17 protein-coding genes are annotated in these 17,457 nt (G+C 67.5%); 9 read left to right on the plus strand and 8 right to left on the minus strand.

From position 1 onward, the window contains the following. The first annotated feature begins 13 nt into the window (after positions 1 to 13). Positions 14 to 622: a helix-turn-helix domain-containing protein gene (locus OK015_RS05160; RefSeq protein ID WP_268129768.1), complete on the plus strand. Its 609-nt coding sequence runs from the start codon at positions 14 to 16 to the stop codon at positions 620 to 622. Here OK015_RS05160 and OK015_RS05165 read toward each other — a convergent pair. The 3 genes from OK015_RS05165 to OK015_RS05175 are packed head-to-tail and all read right to left on the minus strand — an operon-like array spanning position 596 to position 4,406. Next, entirely contained in the window at positions 596 to 2,785 is a 2,190-nt protein-coding gene (locus tag OK015_RS05165; RefSeq protein WP_268129769.1) for an AAA family ATPase, read from the minus strand. The two genes, OK015_RS05160 and OK015_RS05165, sit on opposite strands and share 27 nt — an antisense overlap. Further along, on the minus strand, positions 2,782 to 3,678 hold the full coding sequence (pssA, locus tag OK015_RS05170) for a CDP-diacylglycerol--serine O-phosphatidyltransferase (protein WP_268129770.1): 897 nt from the start codon (positions 3,676 to 3,678) through the stop codon (positions 2,782 to 2,784). Before pssA ends, OK015_RS05165 begins: the two co-directional genes overlap by 4 nt. Next, complete coding sequence (locus tag OK015_RS05175; protein WP_442791206.1) at positions 3,675 to 4,406, minus strand: phosphatidylserine decarboxylase; 732 nt, start codon at positions 4,404 to 4,406, stop codon at positions 3,675 to 3,677. Before OK015_RS05175 ends, pssA begins: the two co-directional genes overlap by 4 nt. A 129-nt stretch (positions 4,407 to 4,535) precedes the next feature. Between OK015_RS05175 and OK015_RS05180 the strand changes: the two genes are divergently transcribed. Beyond that, entirely contained in the window at positions 4,536 to 5,708 is a 1,173-nt protein-coding gene (locus tag OK015_RS05180; protein WP_268129771.1) for an MFS transporter, read from the plus strand. Here the strand turns inward: OK015_RS05180 and moeA are convergent. Then, complete coding sequence (gene moeA / locus OK015_RS05185; RefSeq protein WP_268129773.1) at positions 5,705 to 6,910, minus strand: molybdopterin molybdotransferase MoeA; 1,206 nt, start codon at positions 6,908 to 6,910, stop codon at positions 5,705 to 5,707. The two genes, OK015_RS05180 and moeA, sit on opposite strands and share 4 nt — an antisense overlap. Positions 6,911 to 6,986: 76 nt before the next feature. Between moeA and OK015_RS05190 the strand changes: the two genes are divergently transcribed. The 4 genes from OK015_RS05190 to OK015_RS05205 all read left to right on the plus strand — a co-directional run bounded on the left by OK015_RS05190 (position 6,987) and on the right by OK015_RS05205 (position 11,107). Continuing rightward, a complete protein-coding gene (locus tag OK015_RS05190) occupies positions 6,987 to 7,478 on the plus strand; it encodes a VOC family protein (protein ID WP_268129774.1) in 492 nt (163 codons plus the stop codon). Further along, positions 7,469 to 8,911: a flavin-containing monooxygenase gene (locus OK015_RS05195; protein WP_268129775.1), complete on the plus strand. Its 1,443-nt coding sequence runs from the start codon at positions 7,469 to 7,471 to the stop codon at positions 8,909 to 8,911. Before OK015_RS05190 ends, OK015_RS05195 begins: the two co-directional genes overlap by 10 nt. A 172-nt stretch (positions 8,912 to 9,083) precedes the next feature. After that, positions 9,084 to 10,352, plus strand: a complete 1,269-nt coding sequence (locus OK015_RS05200; protein WP_268129776.1) for an SLC13 family permease — start codon at positions 9,084 to 9,086, stop codon at positions 10,350 to 10,352. Between the two features lie 41 nt (positions 10,353 to 10,393). Continuing rightward, positions 10,394 to 11,107, plus strand: a complete 714-nt coding sequence (locus tag OK015_RS05205) for an HAD-IA family hydrolase (protein WP_268129777.1) — start codon at positions 10,394 to 10,396, stop codon at positions 11,105 to 11,107. A 3-nt stretch (positions 11,108 to 11,110) separates the two neighbouring features. On the opposite strand, the gene OK015_RS05210 is transcribed toward OK015_RS05205, so the two are convergent. Then, positions 11,111 to 12,166, minus strand: a complete 1,056-nt coding sequence (locus OK015_RS05210) for an alpha/beta hydrolase (protein WP_268129779.1) — start codon at positions 12,164 to 12,166, stop codon at positions 11,111 to 11,113. Between the two features lie 6 nt (positions 12,167 to 12,172). Continuing rightward, the gene (locus tag OK015_RS05215; protein WP_268129780.1) at positions 12,173 to 13,738 is read right to left on the minus strand and encodes an FAD-dependent monooxygenase; all 1,566 of its coding nucleotides are present in this window, start codon (positions 13,736 to 13,738) and stop codon (positions 12,173 to 12,175) included. 96 nt (positions 13,739 to 13,834) lie between these two features. Between OK015_RS05215 and OK015_RS05220 the strand changes: the two genes are divergently transcribed. Then, positions 13,835 to 14,446 (plus strand): TetR/AcrR family transcriptional regulator, encoded by a 612-nt coding sequence (locus OK015_RS05220; RefSeq protein ID WP_268129782.1) that lies wholly within the window; start codon positions 13,835 to 13,837, stop codon positions 14,444 to 14,446. Here OK015_RS05220 and OK015_RS05225 read toward each other — a convergent pair. Further along, entirely contained in the window at positions 14,434 to 14,925 is a 492-nt protein-coding gene (locus OK015_RS05225) for a cupin domain-containing protein (RefSeq protein WP_268129783.1), read from the minus strand. The two genes, OK015_RS05220 and OK015_RS05225, sit on opposite strands and share 13 nt — an antisense overlap. A 31-nt stretch (positions 14,926 to 14,956) precedes the next feature. Between OK015_RS05225 and OK015_RS05230 the strand changes: the two genes are divergently transcribed. Further along, positions 14,957 to 15,661 (plus strand): M24 family metallopeptidase, encoded by a 705-nt coding sequence (locus OK015_RS05230; protein WP_268129784.1) that lies wholly within the window; start codon positions 14,957 to 14,959, stop codon positions 15,659 to 15,661. A gap of 62 nt (positions 15,662 to 15,723) precedes the next feature. Here the strand turns inward: OK015_RS05230 and OK015_RS05235 are convergent, their stop codons facing one another. Next, the gene (locus tag OK015_RS05235; RefSeq protein ID WP_268129786.1) at positions 15,724 to 16,635 is read right to left on the minus strand and encodes an SDR family NAD(P)-dependent oxidoreductase; all 912 of its coding nucleotides are present in this window, start codon (positions 16,633 to 16,635) and stop codon (positions 15,724 to 15,726) included. 101 nt (positions 16,636 to 16,736) lie between these two features. On the opposite strand from OK015_RS05235, the gene OK015_RS05240 reads away from it, so the two are divergent. After that, complete coding sequence (locus OK015_RS05240) at positions 16,737 to 17,303, plus strand: TetR/AcrR family transcriptional regulator (RefSeq protein WP_268129787.1); 567 nt, start codon at positions 16,737 to 16,739, stop codon at positions 17,301 to 17,303. Positions 17,304 to 17,457 lie beyond the last annotated feature (154 nt).

Consider the following 17,457-nt stretch of genomic DNA (forward strand, 5'->3'; position numbering starts at 1 on the left):
AATGTACTAGATCATGGCACCTCCGCGGAAGCATGAAACCGATGTGATCCTCGACGCAGCCCGAGCGCTGGTGCTCGAGGGCGGACCGCGTGCGGCCAGCGTGGCGGCGATCGCTAAATCCAGCGGCGCGCCGGCAGGCACGCTGTATCACCGGTTCGGCAACCGCGACGGCATCCTGACCGCGGCATGGCTGCGGGCGCTGGACCGCTTCCAGTCCCGAGCGATGGCGGCCTCGGAGAGCGACGCAGCCGATACGCCGGCCGAAACCGCGGTCGCGATGGCAGTGGCCGCGATCGCTTTCGCGCGGGAACTCCCGCAGGACGCCCGGCTGTTGTTGACCATCCGACCGGCTGACCTGCTCGACGACCAGCCCGACGCCCGATTTCAGGAGACGGTGGCCGCGATGAATGCGCCGCTGACCGAGCAGATCGGTGTATTAGCCCGAAAACTCTATGGGCGCAAAGACTCCCGAACCGTGGACGCCGTCGCGCGCGCCGTCGCCGACTTGCCCTATGCCGTCGTCCGGCGGCACGCGCGCGACGACCCGATGCCGTCCTGGCTGGAGGTCGATGTCGCAGCCTCGGTGCGTGCGGTGCTAGAGAGCTTTGGCGAACGACCGTAACGACTCCACCTGCACAGGGTCCAGGGAGGGTCGCACGTTTTCGCGGGCCGTCTCGAGGTCGGCGGCGGTGACCTCGGCGGCGTCGATGGACCGCCGCATCGCGGTGAGCGCGGCCTCGCGCAGCAGGGCGACGCAGTCGGCCGCGCTGTACCCGTCGAGTTCGGCGGCGATGGCGTCGAGATCGGCATCGGCGCTTAGCGGGATGGATTTGGCTGCGGTCCGCAGGATTTCGCGGCGGGCCGCCGCGTCGGGCGGCTCGACGAACACCCGTCGCTCCAGGCGGCCCGGGCGCAGCAGCGCGGGGTCGATCAGATCTGGCCGGTTGGTGGCACCCAGCACCACGACGTCGCGCAGCGGGTCGATGCCGTCGAGCTCGGTCAGCAGCGCGGCCACCACTCGGTCGGTCACGCCGGAGTCGAAACTCTGGCCACGCCGCGGTGCCAGCGCGTCCACCTCGTCGAGGAAGACCAGCGACGGCGCCGAATCCCGTGCGCGCCGGAACAATTCACGGACCGACTTCTCCGAGGAGCCGACCCATTTGTCCATCAGCTCGGACCCTTTGACGGCGTGCACGCTCAGCTGTCCGGTGCTGGCCAGGGCGCGGACCACAAAAGTCTTGCCGCAGCCGGGCGGCCCGTAGAGCAGTACTCCGCGTGGCGGGTCGACGCCGAGGCGCGCGAAGGTGTCGGGATGCTGCAGCGGCCACAGCACCGCCTCGGTCAGTGCCTGCTTGGCTTCCGTCATGTCGCCGACGTCGTCGAGTGTCAGGTTTCCGACGGTCAGCTCCTCGCTGGCCGAGCGGGACAGCGGCCGGATGACGGACAGGGCGCCGACCAGGTCGTCCTGGTTCAACCTCGGTGGCTGGCCGTCGGCGCTGGCCCGTGATGCCGCCCGCAGCGCGGCTTCCCGCACCAGCGCGGCCAGATCAGCGGCGACGAAACCTGGTGTGCGTCCGGCGATTTCATCGAGGTCCAGGTCGCCGGTGGGCACTGATTTCAGCAGCGTCTCCAGCAGCGATTTGCGTGTCGCGCCGTCGGGCAGCGGCAGGCCGAGTTCCCGGTCGCACAGCTCGGGGGAGCGCAGCCGCGGGTCGAGCTGATCGGGTCGCGCGGATGTGGTGATCAACGCCACGCCGTCGCTGGCCACCGCACTGCGCAGCTCGGCGAGGATCAGGGCGGCCACCGGCTCGGCGGTGGCCGGCAGCAGCGCGTCGGCATCGGTGATCAGCAGTACGCCGCCGCCGTCGCGGACCGCGGTCGCCGCGGCGGCCACGGCCTTGAGCCGGTCTTCGGCCGCCAGGGCACCGACCTCCGGGCCGTCGAGTTCGACCAGCCTGCGGCCCGCGCACACCGCGCGCACCAGCGTCGCCTTGCCGACGCCGGCCGGCCCGGACACCAACACACCCAGATTCGTCGTGGCGCCAAGGGTTTTCAGCAGGTGCGGTTCGTCGAGGGCCAGCTTGAGCCATTCGCTGAGCTTGCGGGCCTGCGCCTGGGAGCCCTTGAGATCCTCGACGTGGATGGCGGGGTCCGCGACGCTGACACGTCCCGGCCGGGGCGCGGCGGCGCCGATGCCAACCCCGTCGCCCCAGGTGACCGACGAATTCGGCTGCACGCTTACCGGTCCGTCGGGGTCCACGCCGGTGACGGTGAGCAACTCCGAGGTCCAGCTGATCCCGACCGCGGCCGCCAGCGCGGTGGCAGCCGCCCGGCTGCCAGGAGGGGCCGAGGCTCCGGGGCCGAGGTCGCGGGGTAGCAACGACACCGCGTCGCCCACGGTCATTACTTTGCCGAGCAGGGCCTGTCGCAGGTGGGCCGATGTAATCGATTGGGTGGCAAGCGAAGAGCCGTTCAGCGTCACCGACCGGGCGCCGTATACCGTGACGCCGCTGACGATAACCGCGGTGCCCTCGCGCAGCCCGGCGTTGGACAGCGTCACGTCGTCGAGTAGCACCGTGCTGACCGGAATCGCCCGGTCGGCGAGCCCCGCCACCGCCGCTGTGGTTCTCGATCCCGTCAGCGACACCGCATCCCATTCCCGGATGCCAAGGGCGGCAATGGCATTGGGGTGCAGCCTAATGACGCCGCGGCGCGAGTCGACTGCTGACGTGTTCAGCCGGGCGGTCAACGTCAGCTGTCCGGACGCCGCGCCAGGCCCTGTCATGGCAATCGCCCACCCGGCTTGCGCAGCCCCAGCCGCGCCATCGATCGCCCGCTCGGTCTGCCCAGCCGGACGATCGGTCGACGATTGGGCTGTGCGCGACGATTCGCGCGCCGTGCGGCGCGCCGTTGCTCGGGCTTTTCGTCCCACGCCTCGGGGTGCGCGGCCAGCCAGCGCTGGTTTCGCACCGCGAAGGGGACGTGGCAGAGATAGGCGATGATGATCACCCAGATTAGGACGTAGGGCGCCAGCACCGCCGCCGCCGCGCAGATCGCCAGGATGGCCAGCAGCGGCGCGGCCCAATTCGGCGGCACCGCCGCCGCGTGCATCTTGCGCATCGGGATCTTGCTGATCATCAGCATCGACGTCCCGGCGATCCAGAGGCACAGGAACGCCGTCGACGACCACCAGCCGCCTTGCGGAAACTGCAACTTGAGCCCGATGAGACCGATCATCGAGACCGCGCCCGCCGGCGCGGGCATGCCGACGAAGAATTCGTGCGTGTAGGCGGGCTGGGTGCCGTCGTCCTGCAGCGCGTTGAACCTCGCCAGCCGCAGCACCACGCATACCGCGTAGAGCAGCACCGCGATCCAGCCGGCCGGCGACGTCTCCAGCAGGGTCACGTACACCACGATCGCCGGGGTGACGCCGAAGTTCACCGCGTCGGCCAGCGAATCGATTTCCGCGCCCATCCGTGACTGCGCGTCCAGGATGCGAGCCACCCGGCCGTCGAGTCCGTCGAGAATCGCCGCCGCCGCGATCAACGCCATCGCCGCCTTCGGCTGGTGCTCGAGGGCGAACTTGATCGACGTCAGCCCCGCGCAGATGGACAGCACCGTCATCGCGCTGGGCAGGATCTGCAGGTTGACCGCCCGGCCCCGAATCCTGTTGGTCATCGCAGGTCGGCCAATACTGTCTCGCCGGCCACCGCGCGCTGTCCGACAGCGACGATGGGCCCGGTGCCCGGGGGCAGGTAGGTGTCCAGCCGTGAACCGAACCGGATCAGGCCGTAGGTGTCCCCGATCGACAGTTTGTCCCCGACATGCGCGTTGCACACGATCCGGCGCGCGACCAGCCCGGCGATCTGCACGGCGACCACCTCGGCGCCGCTGTCGGTTCTGATCCGCACGCTGGTGCGTTCGTTCTCGGCGCTCGCCGAGGGCAGGTCGGCCGAGCCGAAGCGGCCCGGCCGGTGCTGCACCGCGATCACTTCGCCGCCGACCGGGGCGCGCTGCACATGGGCGTCCAAGATCGACAGGAAGATACTGACCCGCGGCAGCGGCGCGTCGCCCATGCTGAGTTCCGCGGGCGGCGCCGCGGTGTCGACCAGGCAGATCACGCCGTCGGCGGGGGCGACGACGGCACCGGACCGGGTGGGCGGCACCCGCGGCGGGTGCCGGAAGAACGCCGCGCAGGCACCGGCGGCCAACAGGCCGGCCCGACGCGGCCATCTCCGGTTGCGTCCGACCAAGGCGACCGCCAAGCTGGCCGAGATGAATGGCAGTCCCGCGGGATGCACCGGCGGCACCGTCGCGCGCACCAACTCGAGCATGTGCCGTGGGCTGATGGTCGGTCCCTGGTAGGACGGGCCTTCCTCAGTGGAAGGGCGGGGGCGTCGTGCCACGGGCGTCATCTTACGGAGCCCCGGTGGCGTGCTGCGTCGTTCGGGCGGGCAACCCGAAAGCATTGAACTAATACGCGGGAAGGCGGTATACGAATTCCGACGCAATCGCAGGCTCGCGACAACCCGGCGATGCGGCTGCGCCGCGCGAAAATCAGCGTCACCGTCATCTTCGTCGCGCACGGGGTGATGGCGGCGTCCTGGGTTGCCCACATTCCCCACGTCAAAGCTCAGCTTGACCTGTCCAACGCGGCGCTCGGCACCGCACTGTTCGGCATGCCGCTGGGCTCGGTCCTGGCCATGGTCTTCTGCCATTGGTCGCTACCCCGGTGGGGCAGCCAGCGGGTGGTTCCCCTCACCCTCGTCGGCTATGCGGCCGCCGGGCCTGGGATCGGCCTGGCCTCCTCCCATTTGTCGCTGTTTGCGGCGCTGGCGGTATGGGGTTTCTTTCAGGGCGGCATGGACGTCGCGATGAACACTGCGGCCGGCACCGTCGAGCGGCTCAGCAAGGCTCCGATCATGGCGCGCTTTCACGGCATGTGGAGCCTCGGGGGCCTGCTGGGAGCGAGTACCGGGGCGGCCTCTGTCGGCGCCGGCGTCGGGCTCACCCCGCTGTTGGTGGTGATGGGGGCCATCGCCCTCGTTGGCGTGGCACCGTTCATCCGCTACCTGATACCCGATCAAGCGACGGCACTCGTTTCGCAGGAGGGGCCGGCGAAGCGCGCCACGTTGACGACGACCGTGGGAATCCTTGCCGCGGTGTCGTTTGCGTCTTTCCTGTCTGAGGGCGCGGCGGCCGACTGGTCGGCCAACTACGCACACAACGTGCTCGGCGCCAGTCCGGGCCTGGCCGCGCTGAGCTATGCCGCGTACACCCTGACGATGGTTGTCACGCGATTGTGGGGCACTCACCTCCAGGCGCGCCTCCGGGCCCGCGTGCTGCTGCCGGCGCTGGCGCTGTTCGCGGCGATCGCGATGGGCGTCACGCTGGCGATCGGCAACCCCGTTGCCAGCGTGATCGGATTCGCCTGCCTGGGAACCGGCGTCGCGTTATTGGTGCCCACCGCGTTCAGCGCCGCCTACTCGGCGGGCAACGCGGGGTCGTCCATTGCCGTCGTTGCCGCCAGCGGCTGGCTGGGCTATCTGCTCGGGCCGCCGCTGATCGGCCACCTTGCCGACTGGATCGGGCTGACGGAGGCGTTGGTGACCATTCCGGTGATGGTCTTCGTCGCGGCGATCGCCGTTCGCTGCACCAGGGCCTTCGACGCCGCCGACGACTTTCACGAAGACGCGGCCGCGGCTTAGCTCAGATCCCAGACCTGCAGCTCGGTTCCGGCGGAAACTTCGACGACGTCTTCGGGGATGTCCAGCAGTCCGTTCGCGGAGGCCAGCCACCGCAGATGGTGCGAGGCCGGCGGCCCGTAGCTGATCACGCTGCCTTCCGAGATGTCGAGAATTGCGCGCCGGAACTGGCGTTTGCCCCGCGGCGAGGTCAACGACTCGGCGAGAATCGCGGACCGGTGCGGACGGTGCGGATCCGGCAGGCCCATGGCCGCGCGCAGCGCGGGACGGATGAACACCTCGAAGGACACCAGCGCGCTGACCGGGTTGCCGGGCAGGGTGACGATCGTCGTGCCGGCGACCCGGCCGACGCCCTGCGGCATCCCGGGTTGCATTGCCACCTTGACGAATTCGACTCCCTGATCACCCTCGCGACCGAAGGCGTCTTTGACGACCTCGTAGGCGCCGGCGCTGACTCCGCCGCTGGTGATGATCAGGTCGGCGTCGCTCGCGTGCCGATCGACGATCGCGCTGAACTGCGCGACGTCGTCTTCGGCGGTCGCGACGGCGATCACGTCGGCGCCTGCCTCACGTACGGCTCCGGCCAGCATGATCGAGTTGGACTCGTAGATCTGTCCGGGCTCTAGCGGGGTGCCCGGCGTCACCAGCTCCGTCCCGGTCGAGACCACCAGCACCCGCTGCCGCGGAATCACCGGCAGCCGCGGCAATCCCAGCGCCGCGCCCAGGCCGAGCACCGCGGGTGTCACGACCTGGCCCCTGCGTAGGACGGTGGTGCCCGGTGCCACGTCTTCGCCCGCCCGGCGGATGTGCTTGCCGGGCTGCGCGCGTGAGCGGATCGCCACCGTGTCCACGCCGCCGTCGGTGTCTTCGACCGGCACAATCCCCGTCGCCCCCGCCGGCAGCGGCGCGCCGGTCATGATGCGGTGCGCGGTTCCGGGTTGCAGCGTCAATGGGTCGGTACGCCCGGCCGGGATGTCCTCGGCGACCGGCAGCACCACCGGGTGATCGTGGGTGGCATCTGCCGTGTCCTCGGCGCGCACGGCGTATCCGTCCATCGCGGAATTGTCGAAAACCGGCAGCGCCAGGTCCGCAACCACGTCGTCGGCCAGGACCAGGCCTTGCGCCTCCGTCAGCGGCACCGTGCCGCCGGGGCGGGCACTGATCATTGCGGCGACAACGCGCTGATGTTCCTCGACTGACCGCACCTGGCCATTATCGGCCCGTCAGATTCCGCTGCCGACGCACTCCCCATCTGCGCCACCCGGACGTAAGGTCGAGAACGTGATTACCGGGTTGGCCCACACCGGGGTGTGCGTCCCGGATTGTGAGGCCGCAGTGGTCTTCTACCGGGACGTATTGGGGCTGCGTGTGCTCTCGCCGCCGTATGTCATGAGCGGTAATGCCATTCGCGACGACATGGGTGAGCTGGTGGCGGATCCCAGCATGAAAGCGGCCATCGTCGGCTTCGCGGACGGCAGCGACCGCGTGCTGGAGGTGATCGAGTACCTCAACGTGGACGGTGACCCTCCCGCCGGCCAGCGTGCCGACGGCCGGGCCCTGACCGATCACGGGCTCTCGCACGTCGCGCTGATCTGTGAAGATCTCGACGCCACCCGGGCCGAGCTCGAAGGCAAAGGAGTCCGTTTCCTCGTCAGCGGAATCGCCGAGGTGGCGCGGGTACGCACCACCTGGTTCGTCGATCCCTGGGGAGTGGTGTTCATCCTGGTGGAGAAGAGCCGGCCGGAGCGACCCTACTTCGCGCAATGGGGATAAAGCCGCGGGTCGGGGTCGTCGGCGCGGGTGCCGGCGGCATCGCGATGGGAATCCAGCTCGCCGCGGGCGGCTACGACTTCACCATCTTCGACCGCGCCGACGGATTCGGAGGCACCTGGCGGCACAACACTTTTCCGGGTGCGGCCTGCGACGTTCCGTCGCATCTGTACTCGTATTCGTTCGCGCTCAACCCCCGATGGTCCAAGACGTACGCGAACCAGCCCGAGATCCTGGCCTACCTCGAGGCAGTGGCCGCCGGGCACGGGCTGGGCCCGCACCTGCGGCCCCACACGTCGATCAGCACTGTGCGCTGGTCGGACAGCCGGCGACGATGGACGCTGGTGGCCGATGGCGGCGATGAGTACGAGTTCGACGTTGTGGTGGGCGCCGTCGGGATGCTCGATGTGCCCCACATTCCCGATATCCCTGGGGCGCAGCGATTTCGGGGCCGCAGATTCCACTCCGCTCGGTGGGATCACAGCAAGTCGACGGCGGGCGAGCGGGTCGCGTCCATCGGCACGGGCGCCAGCGCGATCCAATACGTCCCCGCGATCGCGCGGGAAACGGCGCACCTCACCGTCTTTCAGCGCACCCCGATCTGGATCGCCCCCCGCTTCGATTTCCCGTTCACCCCGGAACAGCACGAAGAGTTCGAGCGGAACCCGGCGGCGGCGCAAAAGCTGCGCGACGAGGCCTTCGACGCCTATGAGGCATCGAGTTTCGACGTCGACGCCGCGCAGACCCGCGAGGCGACCGAGCTTGCCCGCAGCTACCTGCACCGCAAGGTGGGCGACCCCGAACTGCGCGCCAAGTTGACGCCGGACTATCCGGCCGGTTGCAAGCGGCCGCTGATGTCGCGCGAGTGGTACCCCACCTTCGCGTTGCCGAACGTCGGCCTGGAAACGACCGCAATCGCCGAGATCACCGAACGCGGCGTGCGCACCGCCGACGGCGTCGAGCACCGCGTAGACACGATCATCTACGGCACCGGCTTCAAAGCCGCCGACTACCTCGCCAGCATCGACGTGCACGGAAGCGGTGGCCGTCAGTTGCGCGAGGACTGGCGCGACGGCGCCGAAGCCTACCTGGGCACGCTGATCGCCGGATACCCGAACTTCTTTACGCTTTACGGCCCCAACACCAATGGTGTCAACTCGATCATCTACATCCACGAGGCGCAGACGACGTTCATCCGCCGAATACTCGATGTAATGGGCGGTCGCGGGGTACGGACCATCGAGGTCACGCGGGACGCCCAGCGCCGCTACAACGTCGAGATCCAGACCGCGATGGAGGGCAAGGTCTGGCTCGCCTGCACGAACTACTTTCGACATCCCAGCGGCAAGGTTGTCACCCAATTGCCTTACAGCGGAAAGACATTCTTCGAGCGCACTCGTAGCATGATTGCCGACGACTATCACCTGCTCGATTAGCTTGTCGCCCTGGGGAGAATAATCCACACTGATCCAAAGTGTGGTCCCACCGCCGAGCTGCACATCCGGTGCGATGCCGTCGCCGCCCACCCGGTGCTGTGCGCCTCCGCCGCGTCGTGCGCTGTAGAACAAGAACGGCAGACAATTCGGCAGAACAGGGACCCTTTTGAGTGTGACCGCGTTGGCTGTGGCGCTGTTCGTAGCCATCCTCGTTATCTCGCTCTGGCGGGGTGTGAATCTGGGTATCACCTCGGGTGCGGCTGTTCTGATTCTGGCGAGCGTCACCTCGATGTCGTCGCAACAGGTACTCTCAGCGTTCCCCGCCGACCTGTGTGTGCTGATCGTGGGCGTCAGCCTGCTCTTTTCGCACGCACAGCAGAGCGGTGCCATCGACCGCCTGATCGCCCTGTGTACCAACCTGATTGGAGACCGGTCTCACATAGTGCCCTGGGTCGGATTTGCGCTCGGAGCGGTACTGACTACCGTTGGCGGGTTTCCGTCGGCGATCATGGCGTTGGTGGTGCCGCTGATGGCCAAGTTCGCCGTCGCGTATCGGACCAATTACGTCGCCGTGTCAGTGGCGACCGTGCTGGGAGCCATCTCGGGTGGCTTCTCACCGCTGAGCCCCTGCGGGGCGCTGATCCGCACCCTGACTGGCAGGGCCCACCTCTATTACTCGCCGTGGGGGTTATGGGCCATCGTCGTGCTCGGGCACTTGGTCATATCAGCGCTCGTTGTTGTGTTCTATCGAAAAGATCTATCTGCCCGGCACTCTCGAACGTTAGACGCGAACACGTCACCTGAGCGGATCGAGCCCGAGCCGACCAAGGCAGCACGAGTCGATGTGCGCTACCGGTGGGCTTGTGCCGTGTCGCTCGTCGTGTTGGCGATCAGCTCGATCCTGACGAATGTCAACGCCGGCCTGGTGGCTGTCGGCCTGGCTTTTCTGCTGCAGGTGGTCTTTCGGCCCGACGAAGCAACGATTTTGGCGCGCGTGCCGTGGTCGATTGTCATTCTGGTGACCGGTTTGCTGTTATATCTGGGTGCAGCCGAAAAGGCCGGTGTTTTCAACGCGCTCAAAAGCGCCCTGCTGTCGCTATCCGGGCCGGTATGGGGTGTCGCGGCCCTGACGTATTTCACCGCGATACTGTCCAACGTCGAGTCGTCGACCGTCGTCATCGTCGGTGTCGCTGTCCCGCTCTGCATTTCGCTCTGCTCCCACGGAGGGATTCCGTTGTTCTTAGGACTAGTTGCGGTGTCGATGGCTGCAGCGACACCGGTCATGAGTCCGGTGCACGTCGGAGGTGCGCTGATTCTGGGGAACGCCGCCGAGGACAAGGGCAGGCTGACCAAGACGCTGCTGTCGTGGGCGTTCGCCGTGTCGGTGCTGGTGCCCGCGATCGCTATCGGGGCCGCTGCTGTACACCGGTTCTCTGGATAAAGATGCCAAAATGCTTTGGCGGCAACACTATACTCACGGAGGTGACGGTGAATCCGGCAGTGATCTTGTTCGATTTGCAGGGTACGTGCGTCGATTTCTACAACTCCGTCATCGACACCTGCCGTCGCGTGGATGCCGGCCGTCATCCCGACGCCGACTGGGATGGGCTACTGACCGACTGGCGCCGCCATTACGCACAGACCATCGGTTATGGCGCGCAGGGCGGTAAGGCCGCGCCGTGGCGGAGTGCACGCGCGGTGTACCGGGAGGGGCTCGTGCCGCTGCTGCCGTCCTACGGTCTCACGGACTACAGCAGGGACGACGTCGAAGAGCTCGCGCTGGCCTTTGAGGAGCAACGGCGCCCCTGGCCGGATGTTGCTCCCGGCTTAGAACGGTTGACCACCCGCCATACCCTGGGAGTGCTGACAAACATCGATGTCCCGGCAATGACGCGCACCGTGAAAGCGGCCGGCCTGAGGTTTGACCTGCTTTTGTCGGTGCAGATGTTCGGAGCCTTCAAACCCGATCCACGCGCGTACCTGGGCCCGGCCGAATGGCTGGCACTGCGGCCAGATCAAATCATGCTCGTCGCATGCCACGTGTACGACGTGCAAGGTGCGCACGAGCAAGGATTCCAAACGGCTTTCATTCCCCGCCCCGATGAACGCCGGCCTGGGCATGGGGCAGAACCCGCGCCCTCCTACGGGCTCACCGCGCGGGACTTCCTCGACCTCGCAGACCAACTCGGCTGCTAGTCCCTAGACTTGTGTGACTTGCGCGCGCAGCCACGAGATGATCATCGGCACCACCTCGGGTGCCTTGCTCATCGCGACGTGACCGGTGCCCTCGATCAGGTGCACCTCGGTGTTCGGGCGGCCTTCGAAGACCAGGGTGTCCGACTGCGGGATGAAATAATCATCGGCGCCGTTGACGACTAACATCGACGAATTACTCTGTTGCGCAAGCAGTTTCTCTCGATTTAGACCTCCGAGTCCGGCGCTGAGCTCGTCGAGGGTGGGCGAGTGATCCCACTGCATAGCGTTGCCTAGGATGTCGTGCATGCCGTAAGGCAGGTTCTTGACGTTCGCTGCTTCGAACGATTCGACGACCGGGCCGCCGAGATCGACCGCGGCATCGACGATCCCGGCCAGCCCGGACATCGCGGAGAAGTTTCCGCCGAACGAGGCGCCGAAGTGGGCCACCCTGCCGTCACCGAGTGTTCGTGCGTAGTCGACGATTCCGCGGATCACCTCGTCAGCGTGCTGGTCGAGCGGGATCGCCGTCTCGCCGGTGCCGGGGTGGTCGAAGGCCAGCGTCGATACACCGGCGCCCATCGTGAACCCGACCCACCATGGGTGGATGTCCATCTTCCAGGTGTCCACCCCGCCGCTGGCGATCAGCACCGGCCGCGCCGCGTAGTCGCCGTCGACGGAGTAGAGGTGGACGGGCACCTCGACGGTGCCGCCGCGGTAGGCGACGGTGATGATGCGGCGTTCGAAGGACACCGGGAAGTCCTTGGCGGCCAACTGGAATTGCTCGAGCTGGTTGTGCAGGGCGGTCACTCGTGCCTGGTCGGTCAGGCACGGGAACTTGGCGCACCCGTAGACCATTGAGGCCAAGTAGTGGTCGCCGCGGTCGGCGTATTCCTTGGCCAGCTTGGACCATTCGTAGGTCCAGCCGCCGGACGTGTCGGCCCACATGTCGGTGACGGCTGCCCGGACCCGTTCGATGTCGGCGAGCGGGATCCCGAATTTCTCGAACTGGTGCGTGCGGTCGGTGAACATGTCCGCGGCGTCGATGGCATAGGTGTACATGGCGGTTCATTTCCTGACTGTGGCGAAGTAGTCGGCAATGGTGGCGGTGTCGTCGAGGGCGGCGACGGCCCCGATGTAGCCGTCCGGGCGGATCACCAGGCGTCCGCCGTTCGTGAGCCCCAAGCGCTGTCCCACAATGCCTTTCGGGTCTGCGATGACGGCGTCGTATCCGGCCACCGGAGTGTCGTCGGCGTTGACCAGTACCTGCAGCTGACCGGGTCCACCGGCGGCGGGGGCCACCTGCCCGGTGGCGACGGTGAGCACGGCGTGACTCAGGTTACGCGCGCCGCAGGCGACGCTGAGCTGCTTCTGTACAAGATCGTCGGCGACGTGCGGAAGATGATCACCGGCAACCACTTTGGCGTTCTTCAGACGTGGGCCCACGGCGATCGGGCTGCCGCTGTACCCGACGTTGACCTCCTCGGCGGTGTCGGCCATGGCCCGCCGTATCGCTGGGACGTGTGAAAGTACGCGCACCGCCAGGTTGCGGATCAGGCGTGGCACACCGGATAGCGTGCCCACCTTGGTGAGGCGGTTGGTGAAGGTGATGACCTGGTCGGCGACGGGGAGGCGTTCGGCCTGGTAGCTGTCGAGCAACGTGTCGCCGCCGTCACCGTTGACGACCGCCGCCAGCTTCCAGACCAGGTTGAAAGCGTCCTGCATGCCGGTGTTCATGCCCTGGCCGCCGGCCGGGCTGTGGATGTGAGCGGCGTCGCCGGCCAGAAACACCCGGCCCCAGCGGTAGGCGGGCACCCGCGCGTGGTGGATCTCGAAACTGGTCAGCCAGTGTGATTTTCGCAGCCGGATGCCGCCGATCCGCCGATCGAGGATGGACTGGAGTTCCTGCTGGGTCGGATGCAGGTTCAGCGGGGTGCCGGGCGCATCGTGCACCTCGGCGAGAAACCGCATGCGCCCGTCTCGCATCGGCAGCACCACGACCGGGCCGTCGGGTGCGAAGAAGGTATGCATCGAGTCGAGGTCCAGCGTGTGCTCGGCGTCGACGTCCCCGAGCAGAAACCGTTCGCCGACAAAGGAACCGGCGAGCTTGGTGCCGACCAGCTTGCGCACGATGCTGTGCGCTCCGTCGGCCCCGATCACCCAGGAGGCGGCGGCCTGTTCGGTGGCTCCGTCGGGGTGCCGCAGTGTGAGGCGCACGCCGTCGCCGTCTTGGCTCAGCGCGACCAGCTCGACCCCACGCTCGACGGTGACCCCGAGCGACTGTAGGTGTTCGCCCAGCACGCGTTCGGTTTCGGTCTGCGCGGTGGTCAGGGTGAAGGGGAACGCGCTGTCGACACCGCCGAGCGGGATGCGGAACAGCTTGCTGCGCCCCGCGTACATCTGCATCGCGGTGGCCTTGATTCCGGTGCTCAGCATCTCGTCGACGATGCCCATCCGGTCGAACATGTCGAGGCTGCGGGCGTGCACCGCGATCGCGCGGGACTGATCGGTCGGTTGGGCCAATTTGTCGATCACCCGCACGCGAATGCCGCGGCGGGCAAGTTCGCAGCCGGCGACCAGGCCGACCGGGCCGGCGCCGACGACCATGACGTCGGGGTTAGCGGCAGTGCTCATGGCGTACTCCTGTTTTTCACGTCTCGTTGAAACTAGTCTCACGCTACGTTGAAACAAGTCTCAACGCAAGAGGAAATTCACGCTATGATGAAACTTATGCCGAAGAAATCGATAACTCCAGGTCCGCGGGATGAACGCGGGGTGCTGGCCGCGCGAATTGTGGCCGCTGCCCGTGCGGAGTTCGCCGATCACGGCTGGGCCGGAACCACCATCCGGGCGGTCGCGCGGGCGGCCGATGTCGACCCAGCGCTGGTCTACCACTACTTCGGCTCGAAGGAAGGCCTGCTGGACGCCGCGACGACCCCGCCGCAGAAATGGCTGGAGAGCGTTGCCAAGGTCTGGACGACGCCGATCCACCAACTCGGCACCGCGCTGATCACCTTGCTGCTGGCAGCCTGGGCCGACGACGAGGTCGGGCCGACCTTGCGGGCCATCCTGCAGACCGCAGCGCACGAACCATCCACTCGCGAGAAGCTGCGACGGGTGGTCGAGGGCAGCCTGATGGGCGTGTCACAGCTGGGCGCCGACGAACACGACCGCCTGGTGCGCAGCGGTCTCGTCTCGTCGCAGATGATGGGCTTCGCGCTGATGCGCTACGTCTGGAAGGTCGAACCCATCGCATCGATGACCGACGCCGAGGCGATCGCCGCGGTCGGCCCCAACCTGCAGCGCTACGTCGAGGGCGACCTGAGCGTTCAGATCCAGTAGTTGTCGTGCCGGACGAACCATTCGCTGCGTTCGTAGTCGGTCATGTCGGCCAGCGCCCCGAAGCCCTCGAAATAGCCCTCGCGCGGCGCCCCCGGCGCGAACAGCATCAGAATTGATGCGGGTTCGTCGGCTTCGTTGCGAAAGCCGTGGATCCCGCCCGGCGGGACGTAGAGGAAGTCGCCCTGTTGGCCGTCGGCCCACTCGGTGCCGTCGTAGAGCTTCAACGTCCCGGACAGCACGAAGAAGGCCTCGGACATGGTCCGGTGAAAGTGTGCCGGGGGCCCGCCGCCGGCCGGGGCGATGTCGACTCGGTAGAGGCCGTAGTCGCCGTCGGTCGCCTGCTGGTTGGCGAGGTAGTGGTACTTGACCCCGGCGGTCTCGTAGTCCGGCGCCGCGTCAGCCCGCTTGACCCAGGCGCTGACCTCCGGCTCGTCGGCGGTGTAGCGGGGCGGCGGGTACGGCGGCACGACCAGAGACATGGTTGTCAGCCTGCCAGTTAGCATCGCGTGAGTGGAGACCCCGCAAAATGCACGGGAAAATGTGCGCGTGGAGCGGCTCCTGGATGCCCAGGGCAAGGCGGCGCAACTGTTCGACGAGATCGCGCGACGCGCGATGATCCGCCCCGGCGTGGGAGAGCAGGCGTTGTCCGACGAGATCCGCGACCTGGCCGCCGAGATGTTCGGCGTGACCCGGCACTGGCACCGGCGGATCGTGCGCGCCGGCGAGAACACCCTGCAGCCGTTCAAGCAACATCCGCCGGACCGGGTGATCGCCGCCGACGACATCGCGTTCCTCGACCTGGGGCCCATTTTTGAGGAGTGGGAAGCTGACTTCGGGCGCACGTTTGTGCTGGGCGACGACCCGGCCAAAAAGGCTGTCCGCGACGCACTTCCGCGAGTGTGGCAGGCCGGGCGCGACTATTTCGACGAGCACGCATCCGTCACCGGTGCCGAGTTGTTCGACTACGTCGTCGGCGTGGCCCGCGCCGAGGGTTTCGAGTGGGGCAGCCCGATCGCCGGCCATCTGGTGGGCGAGTTTCCGCACAAGAAGATCACCGGCGATGGCGTCCAGTGGTACATCACGCCCGGCTCGGGCAAGCCGATGCGGCGCGCAGACGCCGGCGGGCGGCCGTGCCACTGGATCCTGGAGATCCATCTGGTCGACCGCCCGCGCGGTTTTGGCGGATTTTACGAGCAGCTGCTCGATCTGCGCTGACCGTAGTGCCGATCGCAAGCGCGGCGCATGCGCCGGGCGCAGCGGGTCGGCACCAGCCCGCCCTAGTCGACGGGATAGACCACGCCGGTGAGCTGCTCGGAGACCGTCCACAACCGGCGCTGCACGTCCAGGTCGTGCGACTTGTCGCTGGATGCCACGACCTTGGGGTAGCCCTGCTGTTCGCCGAAGCCATCGGGGCCGAAGTACTGGCCGCCCAACACGCCTGGGTCGGTTGCGGCGCGCAGCGTGGGAAGCGCGCCCATGTCGGCTCCCTGGAAGAGCGGTTCGATCAGGGATGACGCACGCGCAATCAGCGGCGGCAGGTTGCGGGTCAGCTCGGTTCGGGAGCCGCCGGGGTGGGCGGCCGCGGCGATCGTCGTCCCATGCGGCGCGAGCCGTCGCTGCAGTTCGTAGGTGAACAGCAGGTTGGCGAGTTTGGACTGACCGTAGGCTCCGACCCGGCTGTAGCCGCGCTCCCACTGCAGGTCGTCGAAGTGAATGTCGGCGCGGATGCGGTGGCCGATGCTGCTGACCGTCACGATCCGGGAACCGGGAACCGGCAGCAGCCGGTCCAGCAGCAGGCCGGTCAACGCGAAGTGGCCCAGGTGGTTGGTGCCGAATTGCAGCTCGAAGCCGTCCTTGGTGGTCGACTTCGGCGTCCACATCACCCCGGCGTTGTTGATCAGCAGGTCGATGCGGTCGTGCGCGGACCGCAGCTGGTCTGCGGCGCCGCGGATGGCCTCCAGCGACGTCAGGTCGAGCTCCTGCAGCGTGACGTCGGCGTGTGGGCTTTGGGCGGTGATGCGTGCGGCCGCGTCCTTGCCCTTGTCGAGGTTGCGTACCGCCAGCACCACATGGGCGCCGTGCTCGGCGAGCGCGGCGGCGGTTTCGTAGCCCAGGCCGGTGTTGGCTCCGGTGATGACGGCGACGCGGCCGGACTGGTCGGGAATGTCCGAGGTGGTCCATTTGGCCATGAAAAGCTCCTACGCTTGTAGAGTAAACGGGGCGAACGCTCCGGTTGATTGTCACTATACGGAACGCACGCCCCGCTTTGTCAAACGCAAGGATGGATCAGATGACGCAACCCGCACGGCCGCTACGCGCGGACGCAGCGCGCAACCGTGCCCGGGTACTGGAGGTCGCCTACGAAACCTTCGCGGCCGAGGGGTTGTCGGTGCCGATCGACGAGATCGCCCGGCGCGCGGCGGTGGGGGCCGGGACCGTATACCGCCACTTCCCGACGAAAGAGGCGCTGTTCGCCGCGGTCATCCGGGATCGGATGCAGCACCTGGTCGACGACGGGTATGCGCTGCTGAAATCGGTCGGGCCCGGGGAGGCGCTGTTCGCCTATCTGCGCTCGCTGGTCTTGCGGTGGGGTGCTACCGACCGCGGGCTGGTCGACGCGTTGGCCGGCCTCGGCATCGACATCGAAACCGTGGCGCCCGACGCCGAGCGTGCCTTTCTGGCCATGCTCGGCGATCTGCTGAGCGCGGCGCAGGAAGCGGGCGCGGCGCGCGCGGACGTGGGGGTGCGCGAAGTCAAATCGATCTTGGTCGGATGCCAGGCGATGGAGGCCTACAACGCGGAGTTGGCCGAACGGGTTACCGACGTCGTCGTCGACGGCTTACGCGCTGGACGATAGCGGCGGCCCCGTTCTTGCACTCGGCATGGGCGAGTGCTAATAATGTCATTGGCACTCGCGACCAGTGAGTGCTAGGTCGGGACGGTGAGACCGAGCCCTTAGACAGCTGCGGTCGTCCGTCGCGGGCACTGCGCCCGGCCAGAACGTGTCATCC

Origin of the sequence: Mycobacterium sp. Aquia_216, assembly GCF_026723865.1 — a bacterium.
In the GTDB taxonomy this organism is placed as follows: Bacteria; Actinomycetota; Actinomycetes; order Mycobacteriales; family Mycobacteriaceae; genus Mycobacterium.